The sequence below is a fragment of the Helicobacter pylori genome (genome assembly GCF_014496965.1).
Lineage (GTDB): Bacteria > Campylobacterota > Campylobacteria > Campylobacterales > Helicobacteraceae > Helicobacter > Helicobacter pylori_CZ.
Genome location: NZ_JACTCR010000007.1, coordinates 19,089 through 39,432 on the forward strand (window position 1 = coordinate 19,089; position 20,344 = coordinate 39,432).

Genomic DNA, 20,344 nt, shown 5'->3' on the forward strand with positions numbered 1-20,344 from the left:
ACCCAAACACATCCAAAACAGAAGTATGGTGGATTTTATCTAATGATTGCTTAAAAAATTATAAAAGCTATTAAAATTGGGTATTGATAATAAAATAGAACTTACACACGCAAGCGGTAATTTTAAAAAGCGTTATCAAAGGATAAGGGGAACATGGTTTCAAAACCACCCCCTATCCTTTTAAGCTTTACCATAAAACAAAGTTTTAAAAAAACAATATTAAAGCCAAACAAGAATGTTATTGCTTAATGCCCTTCATCGGTTAAAACAGCCCCTGCCAGATACACATAAGTGAGAATCATAAAAACAAAAGCTTGTAAAATCCCCATAAAAAACAACACCATAAAAGGCGCTACAGGAACCGCCCAAGGCACTAATAAAAGCATGATGAGCAAGAACATGTCATCGCCCTTGATATTCCCAAACAAACGAAACGATAAAGACACGATCCTAGAAAAATGCGAGATGATCTCAATAGGGAACATGAAGGGGGCGAGCCATTTCACAGGGCCTGCAAAATGGGCGAAATACTTAAAAAAGCCCTGCACTCTAATGCCTTCAAAATGGTAATAAAAAAACACAATCAGCGCTAAAACCAGCGTAAAACTCCAGCTAGCCGTAGGGGATTCAAAACCAGGAATGATGCCTATCATGTTAGAAAAAAAGACATACAAAGCGATCGTGCCTGCTAGGGGGAAGTATTTGCGGGCTAATTCTTCGCCTATAATATCCTTAGCCACGCTCAAAATCGCGCTAATGATGCTCTCATACACATTCTGCAAACCCATAGGTACCATCTGCATTTTGCGCGACGCGCCAAGCGAAATGAAAAACATCAAAACCGCTGTCAAAACGACAAAAAACCCGGTGATAAAATCATGATTGGAGCTAAAAAAATTAGCAATAGTAAATACTCTGTGTTCCATGAAAAAGTTTCTCTAAGCCTTATTGAAAATTTCCTTAATTGTAGCAATTAAGTTTTAAAAACTCATTAAACCAAGCTTTTTAACGAGTTTTTTAACGATTTGTCTTGTTTTCTTTTAAAATTCACCCATAATAATTAGGGGCTTCTTTAGTAATATCCACGCCATGCACATGGCTTTCTTTTAACCCCGCGCTAGTGATTTCTACAAATTCAGCGTTTTGATACAATTCTAAAATATTTTTCGCCCCCTGATACCCCATAGAAGAGCGCACGCCCCCTACTAATTGGAAAATCATATCCGAAACCTTACCACGATAAGGCACACGCCCCTCAATGCCTTCTGGAACTAATTTTTCACTCGCCACGCCCTCTTGAAAATACCGATCAGAACTCCCTTTTGTCATGGCCCCAATGCTCCCCATGCCCCTGTAGCTTTTATATTGCCTCCCTTGATAGATCATAAAATCCCCCGGCGATTCTTCTGTGCCAGCGAGTAAAGAGCCTATCATCACGCTTGATGACCCCAAAGCCAGAGCCTTAGCCACATCGCCTGAATAGCGGATCCCTCCATCTGCAATCACAGGAATATCAAATTTAGACGCCACTTCTACGCAATTATCAATCGCGCTCACTTGAGGCATTCCCACTCCAGCCACAATCCTAGTGGTGCAAATGCTTCCTGGCCCAATACCCACTTTAACAGCGTCCGCTCCTGCGCTAATCAAATCGCTTGTGGCTTCTTTAGTTACCACATTCCCCACAATCACATCCACAACTAAGCTTTTTTTAATCTCTTCTAAAGTGTGTAAAATGTTCGCTGAATGCCCATGCGCGCTGTCTAGCACCAACGCATCCACCCCAGCTTTAACTAACATTTCAGCCCTATCCAACTGCCCCACTCCAATAGCCGCCCCCACTCTCAACCTCCCAAAATCATCTTTATTGGCCTCAGGGTATTCAATGCGTTTTTGAATGTCTTTAATCGTGATCAAGCCTTTTAAAACATTATCTTTATCCACAATGGGCAATTTTTCAATCTTATGCTTGTGCATCAAATCCCTAGCCTCTTCCAAACTAATGCCCACATGAGCGGTAACTAAAGGCATTTTAGTCATCACATCGCCCACTTTTTTACTCAAATCGGTTTCAAAGCGCACATCTCTGTTGGTTAAAATCCCAATCAACAACCCCCTATCATCTACCACAGGCACGCCTGAAATCTTGTAATTATCCGTTATGACTTTAGCGTCCGCTAGCGTCCTGTGCGCATGGATAAAAATAGGATCATTAATCACCCCGCTCTCACTTTTTTTAACCTTAGTGATTTCTTTAACTTGCGTTTGAATATCCATGTTTTTATGCACGATGCCAATACCTCCAAGGCGTGCCATAGCGATAGCGGTTTTATGCTCTGTAACCGTATCCATAGCCGCGCTGATAAAGGGGATATTCAAACTAATGTTTTTGGTCAGGCGAGACTTTAAGCTCACATCTTTAGGTAAAACGCTGGATTTTCTAGGCACCATCAACACATCTTCAAAAGTCAAAGCCCTTTGTAAAATTCTCATTTTCTATCCTTAATCTAATTTTAAATCTAATTCTTGCTCTAAAGCGTAAGAAACATCTAAAAGGCTTTGCTCATCAAAAGCCTTAGCCATGAATTGCATCCCTATGGGCAAACCTAAAGGATCTTTAGCGACCGGTAAAGAAAGGGCCGGCAAACCGCTCAAATTCGCCCCAATCGTGTAAATATCGCTCAAATACATTTCTAAAGGGCTTGCATGGTAATTGAATAAATGAGCACTCGTAGGGGCTACAGGGGTGAAAATCAAATCCACTTCTTCAAAAATCTTGTTGTATTGCTCTTTGATTATCAAACGCATTTGTTGGGCTTTCAAATAATAAGCGTCATAATACCCACTGCTTAAGACAAAATTCCCTAACATGATGCGCCGTTTCACCTCATCGCCAAAACCTTCACTGCGGCTTTTGAGATACAATTCTTTCAAATCTTTAATATTTTGAGCCCTCCTCCCGTAACGCACCCCATCAAATCTGGCCAGATTCGAACTCGCTTCAGCCATGCTGATAATATAATAAATAGAGATTTGATAATGCGAATCCAACATCTTTTTTTCCACAATCTCATGCCCCATTTCTTTCAAGGCTTTAAGGGTGTTTTCATAAGCGAGTTGCACTTCATTGCTCGCGTCTTTAATGTGATCCCTTAAGATAGCGATTTTAAAGCGTTTGTCTCTGTTAAGGTTTTTAAAGGTTTGCGTGGGTTTGAGATTCGCGCTCGTGGAGTCCTTATTATCATACCCGCTAATAGCGTCAAATAAAATAGAAGCGTCTTCTACATTTTGCGTGATTGGCCCGATTTGATCAAAACTAGAGCAATAAGCGATCAAGCCATAACGACTCACCCTCCCATAAGTGGGTTTTAACCCCACGCACCCGCAATAGCTCGCCGGCTGCCTGATAGACCCGCCCGTATCGCTCCCTAAAGCCGCCACCGCTAAGCCGCCCGCCACAGCTGCTGCACTTCCCCCGCTACTCCCCCCAGGCACTCTGTTTTTGTCTCGTGGGTTTTTAGTGATCCCATAGCAACTAGACTCCGTGGTGCTTCCCATCGCAAACTCGTCCATGTTAGAAAGCCCAAACCCTGCCATGCTGTTTTGGTGCAAGTTTTCCATCACGCTCGCATGATAAGGAGCGATATAGCCTTTTAAAATCTTACTAGAACAAGTGATTTCCCACCCCTTAACGCTGATATTGTCTTTAATGAGAATCGGCACCCCTTTAGCGCTAGCGCCATTAAGGCTAGGGGCTTTAATGTAAGCGTTCAAATCTGAAGCTCTAACCTTAGCGTCAATTTCGTTTTTAAGGGTTTCTAATTCATCTTGGGATAAAGAAAGGGCTTGTTTTAAAGTGATCATGTTTTTAGCCTTATTAAAAAATTTAATGGTAGTTTAACATGCTTAGATATAAAACGAGCTTATAAGAGCGTTTTTAAAAAGCGTTCAACTTGCTTATTCAAATCTTTCAAACTGGAGCTGTTGTCTATAACATAATCGCTCATGGCGCGTTTTTGCTCTATATCCATTTGACAAGCTAATCGCTGCAAGATTTCAGCTTCTTTGAGTGTGTCTCGCTCTAAAAGGCGCTCAATTTGTAAGGCCCTGGGTGCATAGATTAACACCACTTTACTCACAGGATAGCGTTTTTTACCCCCCACTTCAAAAAACAAAGGGATGTCTAAAAAATACGCTTGATGGTTTTTTTCTAATTCATAGGCTTTTTTAAGCATGCGTTCACGGATTAAGGGGTGTAAAAAATCCTCTAGCCATTTTAACTCATTAGCCTTTTGAAACACGATCGCGCCAAGCTTTTTGCGATTCAAAATATCCTTTTCTAAAATCTCTGATCCAAAATGTTGGGCGATTTTAAACCGGTGTTCTTGCAATAATTGGTGGGCGATCTTATCCGCATCTAAAATCTCATAGCCTTGCGATTCCAATATTTTAATGGTGGTGCTTTTACCGGTGCCTATCCCCCCTGTGAGAGCGATAGCGCTTTTTAAGATCATTTTAAGATTTGATATTGTCTTTAAAGACTTCTTGTAAATTTTTAGGCAAAGCGAATGCAGCCCTATGAATGTCTTCGTTATAGTATCTCACGCTTTTTAGCGCTTCTATTTTTGGCGTCATTAAATCTTTTAAGGGGTGGGTTTTAAAAGAAGCGTAAATATAACCCTTGTTGCTCAAAATCCTTAAAGGCGCTACAAAAGGCATGGCAACAGAAAAAACTCCGCCCATGTTTTTAAGGGCGTTTTGCATGCTCACATGTTCTAATAATGGGTGTTTGGCTACCGAAATAAACACCCCATCTTCTTTAAGCATTCTTTTTAAACCATCTATTTTATGAATATCCGGCTCTTGCAAGCAAAGGATCAAATCGTATTTTTTAATGTCTAAATCTAATAGTTGTTTAGCGTGCGTGAAATTCTTATTATTTTTCACTTCATGGAAATGGGGGAAAAAACTGATGAAGCTGTCTAAAATCTTTTCATCCGCTTGCACAAAATCTATATGCGTGTCGTATTTAAAAAGCTGGTGGGCTAATTCCAAATCAAACCCATCCACAATCAAAACCTCTTTAAGCTCTTTCTTGGTGCAACCCCCCATATGAGCGAGCAACTCGCTTTCAATATGCAAAAAATTCTTGAACAGCAATTGGCGGTTAAGCATCGCAATTTCACCAAAATCCTTAGATTTAAAAATCTCTAAGATATTATGCTCGCTTCTAACATCTAATAATTTCGCTTCTATGGTGTATTCTTTACGCAAATACGGCGTGATTTCTTGGGTGATCCACATAAACATTCCTTACTTTTTAAATAATATCCATGCCTTTGAAACGCTAACATGCTACCCAAAAAAATCTAAATTGTCGTAATAAACGCCCTAACTTTGGCATTCTAAAAAAAGTTCCGTATCGCTCTTAAAGCGCTCTTTTTTAAAGTCCAAATCAATACTGATGGCTTTATGCTGGCTGTCTAGTTTATCGGTTGAATGCTTTTTTAACACCATTTGACACTTTGAAATCTCAATGGTATTTAAAGCCTTATCCCCTATCGTATAAAGATCATCGCTCTTTTTTTCTAATAAAAAGGATTCATAAAAAGGCCTTAAACTCAAATCGCTGTCATTGGTGGTATAAGCATACGAAGAAATCTTGCCCTTAAATTGCGCGATTTGCGTTTTAGTGTCATTAAAAGTGAAAGTTTGGATCTGGCGATCTTTATTGTTTTGATCTTTTAAAAAACGCTTCAAGGCTTTGGATTTGATTTCTACCAACCATTGATCCCCTTCTTTACTCATGATAATATCCCCATCCTTTAGGGGGTAGAAATTTTGTTGGGAATATTCAATGAGTTTTGGATTTTTTGTTTTTCTTTTCGGTTTGTAAAGGAACGGGCTTTTTTCATTATTAGCGTTGTTGTTGGGATCGTTTTGGTATAGGGGCGGGTTTTTTTCATTATTATCGCTTGGCTCATTCAATAAAATCACAGAAGTTTCAGGGTTAAAAGAATCGTTTTCATCTTTAGTCAATTGGGCGAAAGAATCTCTTTCTTCTGTAGGCTGATACACCATGTTTTGTAAAAAAATCGTTTCGCTAAAGACTTCATAATCCGAATCCACATAGCTAGGGCGTTTAGAGCCGTCATTTTCTTGCTCTTGGGCTTTTTTTTGCAATTGGATAAACCTCTCTTGCGAGCAAGCTAAAAAGCATATTAAAATCATTATTACCACGCCTATTTTTTTGACTAAAAACAACGCTAGACCCTTATTTAAGCTTTAAATAATTATAATATTGTAATCTAATTTTGATTAAATTGAAGCGATAAAAAAGATGAATACAAGCCATAAAACTTTAAAAACCATTGCGATTTTAGGCCAGCCTAATGTGGGGAAAAGCTCACTATTTAACCGCCTGGCTAGAGAAAGGATCGCTATCACTTCAGATTTTGCAGGCACTACACGAGACATTAACAAACGAAAAATCGCATTGAATGGCCATGAAGTGGAATTGCTAGACACAGGAGGCATGGCTAAAGACGCTCTTTTGTCTAAAGAAATCAAAGCCCTTAATTTAAAAGCCGCTCAAATGAGCGATTTGATTTTATATGTTGTGGATGGCAAGTCTATCCCTAGCGATGAAGATCTTAAGCTTTTTAGAGAGGTTTTTAAAATCAACCCTAACTGCTTTTTAGTGATCAATAAGATTGATAACGACAAAGAAAAAGAGCGAGCTTATGCGTTTTCTTCTTTTGGCATGCCAAAGAGTTTTAATATCTCCGTTTCGCACAATAGGGGCATTAGCACGTTAATTGATGCGGTATTGAACGCATTGAATTTAAACCAAATCATAGAGCAAGATTTGGATGCGGATATTTTAGAAAGCCTAGAAACCCCTAATAACGCTTTAGAAGAAACTAAAGAAGAAGAAATCATTCAAGTAGGCATCATTGGGAGGGTGAATGTGGGCAAAAGCTCGCTTTTAAACGCGCTCACAAAAAAAGAAAGGAGTCTTGTTTCTAGCGTGGCTGGCACCACCATTGACCCCATAGATGAAACCATTCTAATAGGCGATCAAAAAATCTGCTTTGTGGATACCGCTGGCATCAGGCATAGAGGTAAAATCTTAGGCATTGAAAAATACGCCTTAGATCGCACGCAAAAAGCCTTAGAAAAATCCCACATCGCGCTTTTAGTTTTAGACGTGAGCGCTCCTTTTGTGGAATTGGACGAAAAGATCAGCTCCTTAGCGGATAAACACTCTTTAGGCATCATTCTCATTTTAAACAAATGGGACATCCGCTACGCCCCTTATGAAGAAATCATGGCAACTTTAAAAAGGAAATTCCGTTTTTTAGAATACGCCCCCGTGATCACAACCAGCTGCTTAAAAGCGCGCCATATAGATGAAATCAAGCATAAAATCATAGAAGTCTATGAGTGTTTTTCCAAACGCATTCCTACAAGCTTGCTCAATAGCGTGATTTCTCAAGCCACCCAAAAACACCCCTTGCCAAGCGATGGAGGGAAATTAGTGAAAGTGTATTACGCCACGCAATTTGCCACCAAACCCCCTCAAATCTCTCTTATAATGAATCGCCCTAAAGCCTTGCATTTCAGTTACAAACGCTATTTGATCAACACCTTAAGGAAAGAATTTAATTTTTTAGGCACGCCTTTAATCCTTAACGCTAAAGATAAAAAGAGCGTCCAGCAAAACTAATTTTTTATGCATGAAACCCCCTTGAAAAAGCGTTTTTGCTTGATTTATCTTTAGGATTTGATTATAATTACCGCTCAATCAGTCAGGCTAAGCGGTTGAATCGCTTGGTTTTGGCATCCATTAGAAAAGGGGTTATCCACATGAACAAAGCGGAATTTATTGATTTGGTTAAAGAAGCGGGTAAATACAGCAGCAAAAGAGAAGCCGAAGAAGCGATCAGCGCCTTTACTCTAGCGGTAGAAACAGCTTTAAGCAAGGGTGAAAGCGTGGAGTTGATTGGTTTTGGCAAATTTGAAACCGCAGAGCAAAAAGGCAAAGAGGGTAAAGTTCCAGGAAGCGATAAAACTTATAAAACCGAAGACAAACGAGTACCTAAATTCAAACCCGGCAAAATCCTTAAACAAAAAGTTGAAGAAGGCAAGTAAATCTAATCCACTCAGCAAGGGGCTTATCAATAGAGTTTCTTGCTTTCTTATAAAATGTCCTTGTAGCTCAGCTGGATAGAGCGTATGATTCCTAATCGTAAGGTCGTGGGTTCGAATCCCGCCAAGGACACCATTCGCACTATTTCTACTACCATAGGGATTTAAAATAGTCGTTGTTTGTGTTTTTGATGAAAAAGGTTGGTAATTAAAAGAACTTAAAAACTCTTTTTGAATCATTTTAAAAATTTAACCTTATCCTTAAAAAGCACTCAAAAAAATATTTTATTTTTCATCTTATTTAAAAAATATTCAAAGCATTTTTTACAATTAAAAAGATCTTGCAAAAAGCAAGCGATAACCTCTTAAAAAAGCGCTCTTTAAGGGGGTTTTAGTTGTGGGTTGTAGGGGAGGATTTTTCAAAATGCCCCCTATCCTATTAAGAAAATGGGTTTAAAAATCAAACTTAAAAAATGAGTTTTATCATAAAATAAAATCTCAAAATGATAAAAACAAGCCATTAAATCCCCCTTTTTTAAAAAATTGAGTTATCCCTATTAAAAATTGAGAAAACCAAAAAATCATAATCCCCTAGATTTTAAATTAAAAACTCACTAACCTTAAGCTTAGTAAAAATATCCGCATGACAAATCCATTCAAAAATGATATAATACCCCTTAATGAATTCATTTTAAGGAAAATGCCCATGCGTTTGCACACTGCCTTTTTTGGTATTAATTCGTTGCTTGTCGCCACTCTTTTGATAAGCGGTTGCAGTCTCTTTAAAAAGCGTAACACTAACGCTCAGCTAATCCCCCCTTCAGCTAACGGGTTGCAAGCCCCCATTTATCCCCCAACCAATTTCACCCCCAGAAAGAGCATTCAGCCTCTCCCAAGCCCTCGCCTTGAGAATAACGATCAGCCCATCATTAGCTCTAATCCCACTAACGCTATCCCTAACACCCCTATCCTCACGCCCAATAATGTCATTGAGTTGAACGCGGTAGGCATGGGTGTGGCTCCAGAATCCACCATTTCGCCCTCTCAAGCCCTAGCTTTGGCTAAGCGAGCGGCTATTGTTGATGGCTACCGCCAATTAGGTGAAAAAATGTATGGCATCAGGGTGAACGCTCAAGACACCGTCAAAGACATGGTTTTACAAAATTCCGTGATTAAAACGAGGGTGAATGCCCTCATTCGTAACGCTGAAATCACTGAGACTATCTATAAAGACGGCTTGTGCCAGGTGAGCATGGAGCTTAAATTAGACGGCAGGATTTGGTATCGTATTTTGAGCGGAGCGAGAGGATAAACCCTCTCACTCTATAATCATGCGGTATTTTAAAAACGCTTTTTTATTATTTTTCATGACGCTTTTTTTTGTCTCTTGCTCTAAGCACCCTTTTTCTAAGCAAACCCCCAAAACTAGGGAGCAAATCAGACAAGAAGAAGCCAATAAAAAAAGAGAAGAGACTTTGAATGCCTTGCGCCAATTCAGACTCATTTACATTAACACGCCAGTTTTTCGCTTTTATGATTACGGCACGATCAAAACCGATAAAGACCACAATACTGAAGTAACCCTTTATAAGCTCAGCCAAAAAGTGGGCGATATTTACATGACTAAACGGAGCATTTGTTTTAGCCAAAAATGTTCGGCCAAATGGATTGCTGCAAGGGATTTGTTTGGCAAGGTGAGCTATGGGGATTTGTTTGATGATATTGTTTTAGGGAGGGATATTTTTAAAGGCTTAGGGAAACGCCACTTAACCCCTGAATACGTGATCCAAAGGTTTCAAAAAAGCGGGGAAATTATCCTTTATGAAAGAAAAAATGGCCTGATTTCTTTCCAAAACTTGACTCAAAAAATTGCTATTAGGATTGAACCCTATGAGCCTTCTTTGCAAGATTTAGAAGACAATGAAAACGCTGATAGCGAGCTTCAATGAAAAACTTTTCCCCACTCTATTGTCTTAAAAAGCTCAAAAAACGCCATTTAATCGCTTTGAGCCTGCCCTTGCTTTCTTATGCCAATGGCTTTAAAATCCAAGAGCAAAGCTTGAATGGCACGGCTTTAGGCTCGGCGTATGTCGCTGGGGCTAGGGGTGCTGACGCTTCTTTTTACAACCCGGCTAACATGGGCTTTACTAACGATTGGGGCGAAAACAGAAGCGAATTTGAAATGACCACCACCGTGATTAACATTCCAGCCTTTAGCTTTAAAGTCCCTACGACCAATCAAGGCCTGTATTCGGTAACGAGTTTAGAAATTGATAAAAGCCAACAAAATATTTTAGGCATCATCAACACTATAGGGCTTGGCAATATCCTTAAAGCGCTTGGCAATACGGCCGCTACCAACGGCCTGCAACAAGCTATCAATCGTGTTCAAGGGCTTATGAACTTAACCAATCAAAAAGTCGTAACCCTCGCTTCAAAGCCTGACACTCAAATCGTGAATGGCTGGACAGGCACGACTAATTTTGTTTTACCCAAGTTTTTTTATAAAACGCACACGCATAACGGCTTCACTTTTGGGGGGAGTTTCACCGCTCCTAGCGGGTTGGGTATGAAATGGAATGGTAAGGGGGGGGAATTCTTGCATGACGTGTTTATCATGATGGTAGAGCTTGCCCCTAGCATGAGTTATACTATTAATAAACGCTTTTCTGTGGGTGTAGGCTTAAGGGGGCTTTATGCGACCGGGAGCTTTAACAACACCGTTTATGTGCCTTTAGAAGGCGCTTCGGTTTTGAGCGCGGAGCAAATTTTAAATTTACCTAACAATGTTTTTGCCGATCAAGTGCCAAGTAATATGATGACTTTATTAGGCAATATTGGCTACCAGCCAGCGCTCAATTGCCAAAAAGCCGGTGGGGACATGAGCGATCAAAGCTGTCAAGAGTTTTACAACGGCTTGAAAAAAATCATGGGTTATAGCGGTTTAATCAAAGCGAGCGCGAATCTTTATGGCACGACTCAAGTCGTGCAAAAATCTAACGGGCAAGGCGTATCAGGTGGGTATAGAGTGGGTTCGAGTTTGCGCATCTTTGATCATGGCATGTTTTCTGTGGTGTATAATTCTTCAGTTACCTTTAACATGAAAGGCGGTTTGGTGGCTATCACAGAGCTTGGCCCTTCTTTAGGGAGCGTTTTGACTAAAGGCAGCTTGAATATCAATGTTTCACTCCCCCAAACTTTAAGCTTAGCCTACGCCCATCAATTTTTTAAAGACCATTTGAGAATAGAGGGGGTGTTTGAGCGCACCTTTTGGAGTCAAGGGAATAAATTTTTAGTCACCCCTGATTTTGCGAACGCCACTTACAAGGGCTTAAGCGGGACGGTGGCTTCACTAGACTCTGAAACGCTTAAAAAAATGGTAGGCCTAGCGAATTTTAAAAGCGTGATGAACATGGGGGCTGGCTGGAGGGACACCAACACCTTTAGATTAGGGGTAACTTACATGGGTAAAAGCTTGCGTCTAATGGGCGCTATTGATTATGATCAAGCCCCAAGCCCCCAAGATGCGATAGGCATTCCGGACTCTAATGGCTATACCATAGCTTTTGGGACTAAATACAATTTTAGGGGCTTTGATTTGGGCATAGCGGGGAGTTTCACTTTTAAGAGCAACCGCTCTAGTTTGTATCAATCCCCAACCATTGGGCAATTGAGAATCTTTAGCGCTTCCTTAGGCTATCGCTGGTAAAACATGCCAAATCATCAAAACATGCTAGATAACCAAACGATTTTAATCACCGGAGGCACTGGGAGTTTTGGAAAGCGCTTTGTTCGTAAGGTTTTAGACACCACTAACGCTAAAAAAATCATTGTTTATAGCCGAGATGAATTAAAGCAAAGCGAAATGGCCATGGAATTCAATGATCCTAGGATGCGTTTTTTTATCGGCGATGTGAGGGATTTAGAGCGCTTGAATTACGCTTTAGAGGGCGTGGATATTTGTATCCATGCGGCCGCGCTCAAGCATGTGCCTATCGCTGAATACAACCCCCTAGAATGCATTAAAACCAATATCATGGGAGCGAGCAATGTGATTAACGCATGCTTAAAAAATGAAGTGAGCCAGGTCATCGCTCTGAGCACCGATAAAGCCGCTAACCCCATTAACCTCTACGGCGCGACGAAATTGTGCAGCGATAAGCTCTTTGTGAGCGCGAATAATTTTAAAGGCTCTTCTCAAACGCAATTTGGCGTGGTGCGTTATGGTAATGTGGTGGGGAGTCGTGGGAGCGTGGTGCCGTTTTTTAAAAAATTAGTTCAAAACAAAGCGAGTGAAATCCCCATTACCGATATTCGCATGACACGATTTTGGATCACCTTAGATGAGGGGGTTTCTTTTGTGCTTAAAAGCTTGAAAAGAATGCATGGGGGGGAAATTTTTGTGCCTAAAATCCCTAGCATGAAAATGACCGATCTCGCCAAAGCCCTAGCCCCCAATACTCCTACTAAAATCATAGGGATTCGTCCGGGCGAAAAACTCCATGAAGTGATGATCCCTAAAGATGAAAGCCATTTAGCCCTAGAATTTGAAGACTTTTTTATCATTCAGCCCACTATAAGCTTCCAAACGCCTAAAGATTACACGCTCACCAAACTCCACGAAAAAGGCCAAAAAGTCGCCCCTGATTTTGAATACAGCAGCCACACTAACAACCAATGGCTAAAGCCTGATGATTTGTTAAAATTATTATGAATTTTTTAGAAGATTTGTTTTACCCCTTAAGATTGTTAGAAAACAAGCGCGTTTTATTGCTCGTGAGCGGATCTATTGCGGCGTATAAATCCCTAGAATTAGTGCGCTTGTTGTTTAAAAGCGGGGCTAGTATCCAAGTGGTGATGAGCAAGGCTGCGAAAAAATTTGTTACGCCCTTAAGTTTTGAAGCTTTGAGCCACCATAAAGTCTTGCATGATCGTAATGAAAAATGGTATTACAACCACCAAAACAAATTGCACCACAACCACATCGCATGCGCTGCTAGCGCTGATTTACTCATCTTTGCCCCTTTAAGCGCTAACAGCTTGTCTAAAATCGCTCACGCTTTAGCGGATAATACCATCAGCACGACTTTTTTAGCTTGCGCTTCCCCTAAAATCCTAGCCCCTAGCATGAACACTAACATGCTCAATTCCTCTATCATTCAAAGTAATTTAAAACGCTTGAAAGATTCCAATCACATCATTTTAGACACCCAAAACGCGCTTTTAGCATGCGACACTAAAGGCGATGGGGCGATGGCTGAGCCTTTAGAAATCCTTTTTAAAGCCACCCAAACGCTCTTAAAAGACGCTTATTTTGAAAACAGAGAAGTCATAGTCATGGGCGGCGCGAGTGTGGAAAAGATTGACAGCGTTAGAATTATTAGCAATCTTTCTAGCGGGATTCAAGCGAGCGCTTTGGCTTTAGCGTTATATTTTAAGGGAGCGAAAGTGACTTTGATTGCATCCAACTTCCCCACTCCTTTGCCTAAAGAAATCGCAAGCGTTTTAGTTAGCGACACCGCTTCTTATGAAAACGCCTTGAATAACGCCGCTAAAAACTTGCAAAAGCATGCCTTAAAACCCCTACTCTTCAATTTAGCCGCCATTAGCGATTATGTGCCTAAAACTTCTTTTAACCATAAGCTTAAAAAAAGCGAACTGGGTCAAACCCTAAACGTTGAATGCGTTCAAAATAAGGATTTACTAGCTTCTATCAATCCTAATCAATTCGTTAAAATCGGTTTTAAAGCCGAAGATAATCAACAAAACGCTATCAAAAACGCGCAAAATCTTTTAAAACCTTCTCAAGATAGCGGCAAGGATTGTTCCATGGTCGCTTTGAATCTCATTAAAGATTTGCGCCCTTTTGGCTCATTAGAGAATGAATTGTGGCTTTTTAGCCATAAAAAAACCCAAAAAATCCCTTCTATGAACAAATTAGAAGCGAGCTTTAAAATCCTTGATTTTATCAAAGACAACGCCCTTTAATGCTAGAAGCCCTAAACGCCCTAAACCAGCTTAACGCCCTTCATTCCAAAAACGCCGCGCACCATTTTAACGCTACTTTACCCATTCTTTTAAAGGTTTTAGAAAAACAAGATAAAGATCTTTTTCTTTTGCAAGTGGGTAATAAAATTATCCCCACCAAAAGCGAACAGGAATTGAAAATCAATCAGCCTTATTTTGCGACCATGCAAAAAAATCAGCTGGGCGATATTGTGCTTAAAAATTTAGTGCCTGCCCCAAAAATCTTAGACGCATTGGACGATTTGCCCGCCCTTGAAATGAAGAAATTAAAAGAAATATTGAGCGCTAAAGACAATACCCCTTTAAAAGAATACAAAGAGTTTTTGAGCGAAAAATTAATCCATGCTAAAAATTCGCAAGAGTTTTTGAATACAGCCAACATGCTTTTAAGCTTGCAATCGCAGGTTTTAAGCTTTGTAATTGAAAACGAACGCAAAAAAGCCTTTTTGCAGATGAAAGCCAAAAAACAAAGCGTTGATTTTTACGCTCTGTATCCTAACTTGGGCGAAATTGGCGGCGTTATTTATTTGAAGGAAAAAGAAAAACAACTTTTTTTAAAAACCACCCTCCAAAGGACTCAAGAGGTTTTAAAAGAGGCTCAAAACACCCTTTTAGGCTTCTCTTGCGTGGAAATTTCGTGCGAAAAAACCCCCATGCTTTTTGCCTTTGAAGAGCACTTATTGGACACGCTGGGGTAAGTTTTTAGCGTTTTAAAAACGCCTTTATGATGGATTTAAGCGCTTTTTTATCCAACAAAAGAGCGATACCCTCTTTTTACATTAATCCATGCGGAATTTTAGAATTCCTCACGCATTTTTTAAAAGTTTTCCAACCGCTAAGGCTTTATCTTTAGCTTGCGTGATCGCGCTGATGACTGCGATACCCCCATATTCCCACAATTTTGAAGCGTTATCTGTCGTGATGCCCCCAATCGCTATCAGGGGTTTTTTTACCCCGCTATCGTGTATTTTTTTTAAAAGATTGACGCCTACAACTTCTTTAGCGTCTTTTTTAGATGGCGTGGGGAAAATAGGGCCTACCCCTAAATAGGCTACGCCGTCTAAATGGCGCGCTTTTAGGGCTTGCTCTAAAGTGTTAACGCTCAAACCGATAAAAAGGCACTTTTGGCATAAAGTTACTACCTCTTCTATAGCCATGTCTTCTTGCCCCACATGCACGCCATCAGCCTTTAATTCCAGCGCGAGTCGCACCTCATCATTAATAATAAAAGGCGCGCCGTATTTTTTGCATAATTTTTGACACTCTAGGGCTAATCGTTTGATTTCAACAGGATCTTGTAAGGCTAAATCGCCTTTTTGGCGGAATTGAAACGCTGTGATTTTAGATTGTAAAGCTAATTCTAAAGTGTCTAAAAGCGCGTTTATCCTATCGCCTTTTATATGGTAGAAATCTTGCGAACCAGCCACAAACATGAGTTTCAAACAATCCGCATCAAACATGCTTTTTGATGCTCCACAAATTCAAAGGCCCATGCCCATGCCCAATGTTTAAGGGGTTTTGAATGATGATAGTTAAAAGCTCTTTAGCCTTTGTGATAGCGTTTTTTAAATCCAGCCCTTGAGCGAGTAAGCCCACAATCAAGCTAGACAGAGTGCAGCCCGTGCCATGCGTGTTTTTGGTGTTGAATCGCTTGGCGTTTAGAATAAATTCAGCGTCTTCTAAAAACACCCAATCGTTGCTAAATTCCCCTTGAAAATGCTCTGTATGCCCCCCTTTAATCACAGCGTTTTTAACGCCTAAATCCCTTAAAACACCCATCGCTTTTGAAGCGCTTTTATCGTCTCGCGCTTGAACGCCTGTGAGCGCATAAACTTCAGGGAGGTTAGGGGTTAATAAATTGGTTTTGGGTAAAAGGCGTTTTTTTAAGCTTAAAATCGCCTCTTCTTCTAAAAGCAAAGCCCCATTCTTTGCCACCATCACCGGATCTAAAACGCACAACCCAAAATCACAAGTTTCTAAAGCGTCCGCCACGCATTCAATGATTTGAGCGTTGCACAACGCCCCCATTTTGAACGCTTTGATAGAAAAATCATCTCTAATGGCTAGGATTTGCGCTTTCACGCTCTCTACGCTCAATGGATACACCCCATGCACGCCCTGTGTGTTTTGGGCGGTGATGCAAGTGATCACGCTTGTCCCAAACACGCCCAAAGTTTGAAACGCTTTCAAATCGGCCTGTATCCCAGCGCCCCCACCGCTATCGCTACCAGCAATGCTTAAAACTTGCGGATAAACTTTCACAATACTTCCTTAATAAGGCTATTTTCTAACTCTATGGGCAAGCTTAGAGCGTCTAAAAAATAAAACAAGAACGAACCATTAGAGCCGTTATTTTCTGACACTTTTTTTTGCGCACTGAAAGCGGCTTGTTTATAGAAAGCGCAAAGTTGCGCCATAGAATCTAAGGGGTCTTTTTTCAAACTCAAAAAGCTCGCGCATGCTGCTGCATGCAAACACCCAGCCCCAGTAATTGCGGCCAAATATTCGCTCCCCCCAGTAATACTCAAAACTTTTTCCCCATCGCTCACGTAATCTGTTTTGCCCGTCATTACGGCTATCACAGAATACTTTTGAGCCGCTCGTTTGACCATTTCTATAGGCGTGGCGGAATGCTTGGAATCTAACCCCTTACTTTCGCAAGAAATACCCACTAAAGAGCCTAATTCGGCGGCATTGCCCCTAAGCGCGCTAATCCCTTCGCTTTCTAAAAGCTCTAAACTTGTGTCATAGCGCAGAGCGCTCGCTGAACACCCCACAGGATCTAACACGATGGGTTTATCCAAAGCCTTGTAACGTTTGATCGCCTCTTTAGCGCATAAAATGGTGCGTTCATTGAGGGTGCCAATATTAATAGCGAGCGCGTCAGAAATTTTTGCTAAATCGGGCATTTCAGCGATCGCATCGCTCATTAAAGGCGATGCCCCTAAAGCTAACAAACCATTAGCCACAAATTGCGCCACCACATAATTGGTGATATTATGCACTAAGGGGCGTTTTTGGCGTAATTCTTTTAACATTTTGATGAACCTCCTTAAATTTTTTTTATTTTATACAAAAAATCCCTTGAGCGGCGCTGTTTTTGAAATTTAATGCAAAAGCGTTCAACAATGAACTATTTTTCATTAACCTCATCTTTTTTAACCCCATTTTTCTTAAATATAGCGCTAGTGAGATCACAAAAGCGGTGGAAAAAGCGAGAAAGGCTTGCAGCGACTTTTTCTTTCACCTCTTGATAGCGCGAATTTTTGTCAAACCTGGAGACTTTTTCTTCAATGATTTTAGGAAATTCCGTCCCGCTGAAATTGATTTCACCCCCACTAAAGGCATGCTGCATGAACGAATAGGCTTTTTCTTCATTCAAGCGGTTTTCTTCTATGATTTTTTGGAATTCCTCTTCTCTTTTTTGGTGGATATAATCTTGAAAATGCGCATGGACTTCTTGGTCTTTGTTGTATTTGTCAATGAAATCCATGATCAAATCTTTTTTATTCCTTAATTCTATGCTGGAGTTGATGATTGGCTCTATTTTGGTTTTAACGCCTTGGATTTCCACCCCATGCTCTTTAGCGAATTTTTCAATCAAGTTTAAAATATAGTCAATATTGACTTCCACCTGCTTAATGAGTTCAGTTTCAAAAATCAAATCGTCGTTAATCTCTTCTTTATCCCTCCCTTTTTCTGGCCTCATTTCATCGTAAAAATCAAGGTATTTGCTTTGATAGTCTTGAAAATCCCTGGGATTGATGTAATCGTCTTTGTTGAAATTTTCAAAGCTGTTTAAAATATTTTCTAATTTCAAAATCTTGCCAAAAAGCTTAATGAAATCCTTTTTCTGGCTTTCTGAAATGATTGGCTCTTTTAAAGGGAATTCGGCTAAAAGCCTTCCAATCAAACCCTCATAGCCCTCGTATTCTTTATTGTTATCCGTGTAGCCTTTCAAATAATCTTCATATTTTCTTAATAGCGCAATAGACCTAGCGTCCTTATTGCCAAAAAGCATGAGCGCATCATTCAAATCCTGCTCTAAATCCCTAAAACACACGATATTCCCATGCGTTTTAACGCTATCTAAAATGCGGTTTGCGCGTGAAAAAGCCTGAATTAGCCCATGGTATTTGAGGTTTTTATCCACCCAAAGGGTGTTGAGCCTTGCAGCGTCAAACCCGGTCAAAAACATATTAACTACCATTAAAAGATCGATTTCACGATCTTTGACTTTTTGAGAAAGATCCTTGTAATAGCTTTGGAATTTTTGATCCGAAGTGTCAAAAGAAGTTTTAAACATCCCGTTATAATCCGCAATCGCGCCCTCTAAAAAATCCCTTGAGCTTTTGTCTAACCCGCTAGCGCTTTCATTGTTTTCATCTTCTAGCGCTTCAATTTCTTCATTAGCGCTATAACTGAAAATGGTAGCGATTTTAAGGTCGTGTTTTTCTTCTTTAAAGGCTTGGTAGTATTTTTTCAGCGCTTCTATGCTAGAGCATGCCAGAATGGAATTGAATTTTTTATTTTTAGTGGCTTGATTAAAACGCTCTAAAATGCATTTAGTAATTTCTTTGATCCTCCTACTATCTAAAAGCACACTTTTTTCATCAACCGCTCTCACCTCTTTATCCTTAATGCCCTCTTTAGCTTTAATGGTGTTGTGGTATTCCACCCTAAAGGGCAAAACATTTTTATCCCTAATCGCATCAATAATAGTGTATTGGTGGAGGCATTTCCCAAATTTTTGCTCTGTCGTGCCTAACGGGTTGTTTTTATCGCAATTAGCTGCAAAAATGGGCGTGCCAGTAAAGCCAAAAAGGTGGTATTTTTTAAACGCTTTAGTGATAGTTTGATGCATTGAGCCTAACTGACTCCTGTGGCATTCATCAAAAATCATCACCACTTCTTCATTAAAAATCGCATGCCCTTTAAGGTGGGATTTAACGAATTTGTCTAATTTTTGGATCGTGGTGATAATGATTTTAGCGCTAGGGTTTTCAAGCTGTTGTTTTAGAATCTTGGTGCTTGTGTTGGAATTAGCGCAATCTTTTTGGAATTTATCGTATTCTTTCATGGTTTGATAGTCTAAATCCTTCCTGTCCACCACAAACAAAACCTTTGAAATGTGTTCTAATTCTTTGGCCAAAGTCGCGCTTTTAAAGCTCGTTAAGGTTTTACCGCTCCCTGTCGTGTGCCAGATATAGCCTGCGCTTTGGCTTTTCTTATAAGTTTTACTCTCATGCGTGGCTTTGATTTTTTCCAAAATCCTTTCGGCCGCCACGATTTGATAAGGCCGCATCACCAATAAAACCTCATCGCTTGTGAAAACGCAATAGCGCGTTAAAATATTCAAAAGGCTGCGCTTCGCAAAAAACGACTTGGCAAAATCCATTAAATCCTCAATATTACGATTCTTGCTGTCCGCCCAATAATTCGTGAATTCAAAAGTATCGGCTTTATTGTTTTTTTCCAACTGGGCTATTCTGGTGGTGTTTGAATAGTATTTAGAGCTCGTGCCGTTACTGATGACAAAAATCTGCACGAACTCAAAAAGCCCGTCTTCAGCGCTAAAACTATCCCTTTTATAGCGCTTGATCTGATTGAACGCCTCCCTGATCGCCACGCCTCTTTTTTTCAATTCCACATGCACTAAAGGCAAGCCATTCACAAGGATGCTCACATCATAGCAGTTCTCATACTTCCCCCCTTTATTGCTGTATTGGTGGATCACTTGCAAGGCGTTTCTGTGGATATTTTTCTTATCAATGATTTTAACGTTTTTGGTTTTCCCGTTCTCAAGGGTTAAATTAAAAATCGGATCTTCTTGGATCTTTTTTGTTTTAGCCTTATAATCTTCGTTTTTATTAGCGATGAATTGAGAATAAAGAGCGTCCCATTCTTGCTCCGTGAAACAATGATTATTAAGCTTTTCTAACTGCTCTTTTAAATTGTCTTTCAATTCCTTTTCGTTGTGGATTTGTTTAAATTCATAGCCTTGTTTTTCTAAAAGCGCGATAAACGCCCTTTCTAGCTCTGCTTCGCTCTCATAAGCGCTTTTCCTTTCATTACTGCTATGAAATTCCGCTACTACCGTGCTTTCATTGCTTTCTGCGATGGTTTCGTAATTCATGTTATTCCTTTTAAAAAATATTTCAAATTC

18 protein-coding genes and 1 tRNA gene are annotated in these 20,344 nt (G+C 40.1%); 9 read left to right on the forward strand and 10 right to left on the reverse strand.

Annotation, left to right across the window (positions count from 1 at the left end; all coding sequences use genetic code 11):
• Positions 1-245 precede the first annotated feature (245 nt).
• The 6 genes from H7O61_RS03840 to H7O61_RS03865 form a co-directional block, all read right to left on the reverse strand.
• The gene (locus tag H7O61_RS03840; RefSeq protein ID WP_000401209.1) at positions 246-926 is read right to left on the reverse strand and encodes a F0F1 ATP synthase subunit A; all 681 of its coding nucleotides are present in this window, start codon (positions 924-926) and stop codon (positions 246-248) included.
• A gap of 121 nt (positions 927-1,047) precedes the next feature.
• Positions 1,048-2,493 carry an IMP dehydrogenase gene (guaB, locus tag H7O61_RS03845; RefSeq protein WP_187875194.1) on the reverse strand — a complete coding sequence of 482 codons (1,446 nt, stop codon included), beginning with the start codon at positions 2,491-2,493 and terminating at the stop codon, positions 1,048-1,050.
• Positions 2,494-2,502: 9 nt separating this feature from the next.
• Positions 2,503-3,864 carry an Asp-tRNA(Asn)/Glu-tRNA(Gln) amidotransferase subunit GatA gene (gene gatA, locus H7O61_RS03850; RefSeq protein ID WP_187875195.1) on the reverse strand — a complete coding sequence of 454 codons (1,362 nt, stop codon included), beginning with the start codon at positions 3,862-3,864 and terminating at the stop codon, positions 2,503-2,505.
• Between the two features lie 59 nt (positions 3,865-3,923).
• Entirely contained in the window at positions 3,924-4,514 is a 591-nt protein-coding gene (coaE, locus tag H7O61_RS03855; RefSeq protein WP_187875196.1) for a dephospho-CoA kinase, read from the reverse strand.
• Position 4,515: 1 nt separating this feature from the next.
• The gene (locus tag H7O61_RS03860; RefSeq protein WP_079354312.1) at positions 4,516-5,304 is read right to left on the reverse strand and encodes a spermidine synthase; all 789 of its coding nucleotides are present in this window, start codon (positions 5,302-5,304) and stop codon (positions 4,516-4,518) included.
• 87 nt (positions 5,305-5,391) lie between these two features.
• A complete protein-coding gene (locus tag H7O61_RS03865; protein ID WP_187875197.1) occupies positions 5,392-6,264 on the reverse strand; it encodes a hypothetical protein in 873 nt (290 codons plus the stop codon).
• 76 nt (positions 6,265-6,340) lie between these two features.
• Between H7O61_RS03865 and der the strand changes: the two genes are divergently transcribed.
• The 9 genes from der (at position 6,341) to H7O61_RS03910 (ending at position 14,876) form a co-directional block, all read left to right on the forward strand.
• Complete coding sequence (gene der, locus H7O61_RS03870) at positions 6,341-7,729, forward strand: ribosome biogenesis GTPase Der (protein ID WP_187875198.1); 1,389 nt, start codon at positions 6,341-6,343, stop codon at positions 7,727-7,729.
• Positions 7,730-7,869: 140 nt separating this feature from the next.
• Complete coding sequence (locus tag H7O61_RS03875; protein ID WP_001029098.1) at positions 7,870-8,154, forward strand: HU family DNA-binding protein; 285 nt, start codon at positions 7,870-7,872, stop codon at positions 8,152-8,154.
• A gap of 56 nt (positions 8,155-8,210) precedes the next feature.
• Positions 8,211-8,287: transfer RNA gene (locus H7O61_RS03880), tRNA-Arg, on the forward strand.
• Between the two features lie 570 nt (positions 8,288-8,857).
• Positions 8,858-9,463: an LPP20 family lipoprotein gene (locus H7O61_RS03885; RefSeq protein WP_001236611.1), complete on the forward strand. Its 606-nt coding sequence runs from the start codon at positions 8,858-8,860 to the stop codon at positions 9,461-9,463.
• Positions 9,464-9,482: 19 nt separating this feature from the next.
• The gene (locus tag H7O61_RS03890; protein ID WP_001268509.1) at positions 9,483-10,100 is read left to right on the forward strand and encodes an HP0838 family lipoprotein; all 618 of its coding nucleotides are present in this window, start codon (positions 9,483-9,485) and stop codon (positions 10,098-10,100) included.
• Positions 10,097-11,860: an OmpP1/FadL family transporter gene (locus H7O61_RS03895; RefSeq protein ID WP_187875199.1), complete on the forward strand. Its 1,764-nt coding sequence runs from the start codon at positions 10,097-10,099 to the stop codon at positions 11,858-11,860. The genes H7O61_RS03890 and H7O61_RS03895 overlap by 4 nt, the downstream gene beginning before the upstream one ends.
• Before the next feature lie 21 nt (positions 11,861-11,881).
• On the forward strand, positions 11,882-12,865 hold the full coding sequence (gene pseB / locus H7O61_RS03900) for a UDP-N-acetylglucosamine 4,6-dehydratase (inverting) (RefSeq protein ID WP_187875230.1): 984 nt from the start codon (positions 11,882-11,884) through the stop codon (positions 12,863-12,865).
• Positions 12,862-14,139 (forward strand): bifunctional phosphopantothenoylcysteine decarboxylase/phosphopantothenate--cysteine ligase CoaBC, encoded by a 1,278-nt coding sequence (coaBC, locus tag H7O61_RS03905; RefSeq protein ID WP_187875200.1) that lies wholly within the window; start codon positions 12,862-12,864, stop codon positions 14,137-14,139. Before pseB ends, coaBC begins: the two co-directional genes overlap by 4 nt.
• Positions 14,139-14,876 carry a hypothetical protein gene (locus H7O61_RS03910; protein WP_187875201.1) on the forward strand — a complete coding sequence of 246 codons (738 nt, stop codon included), beginning with the start codon at positions 14,139-14,141 and terminating at the stop codon, positions 14,874-14,876. The genes coaBC and H7O61_RS03910 overlap by 1 nt, the downstream gene beginning before the upstream one ends.
• A gap of 108 nt (positions 14,877-14,984) precedes the next feature.
• Here the strand turns inward: H7O61_RS03910 and thiE are convergent, their stop codons facing one another.
• The 4 genes from thiE to H7O61_RS03930 all read right to left on the reverse strand — a co-directional run bounded on the left by thiE (position 14,985) and on the right by H7O61_RS03930 (position 20,314).
• A complete protein-coding gene (thiE, locus tag H7O61_RS03915) occupies positions 14,985-15,638 on the reverse strand; it encodes a thiamine phosphate synthase (RefSeq protein ID WP_187875202.1) in 654 nt (217 codons plus the stop codon).
• Positions 15,631-16,440 carry a bifunctional hydroxymethylpyrimidine kinase/phosphomethylpyrimidine kinase gene (gene thiD, locus H7O61_RS03920; RefSeq protein ID WP_001937319.1) on the reverse strand — a complete coding sequence of 270 codons (810 nt, stop codon included), beginning with the start codon at positions 16,438-16,440 and terminating at the stop codon, positions 15,631-15,633. The genes thiE and thiD overlap by 8 nt, the downstream gene beginning before the upstream one ends.
• Positions 16,437-17,216, reverse strand: coding sequence for a hydroxyethylthiazole kinase (thiM, locus tag H7O61_RS03925; RefSeq protein WP_187875203.1), 780 nt, complete (start codon positions 17,214-17,216; stop codon positions 16,437-16,439). Before thiM ends, thiD begins: the two co-directional genes overlap by 4 nt.
• 95 nt (positions 17,217-17,311) lie before the next feature.
• The gene (locus H7O61_RS03930; RefSeq protein ID WP_187875204.1) at positions 17,312-20,314 is read right to left on the reverse strand and encodes an HsdR family type I site-specific deoxyribonuclease; all 3,003 of its coding nucleotides are present in this window, start codon (positions 20,312-20,314) and stop codon (positions 17,312-17,314) included.
• Between the last annotated feature and the right edge of the window lie 30 nt (positions 20,315-20,344).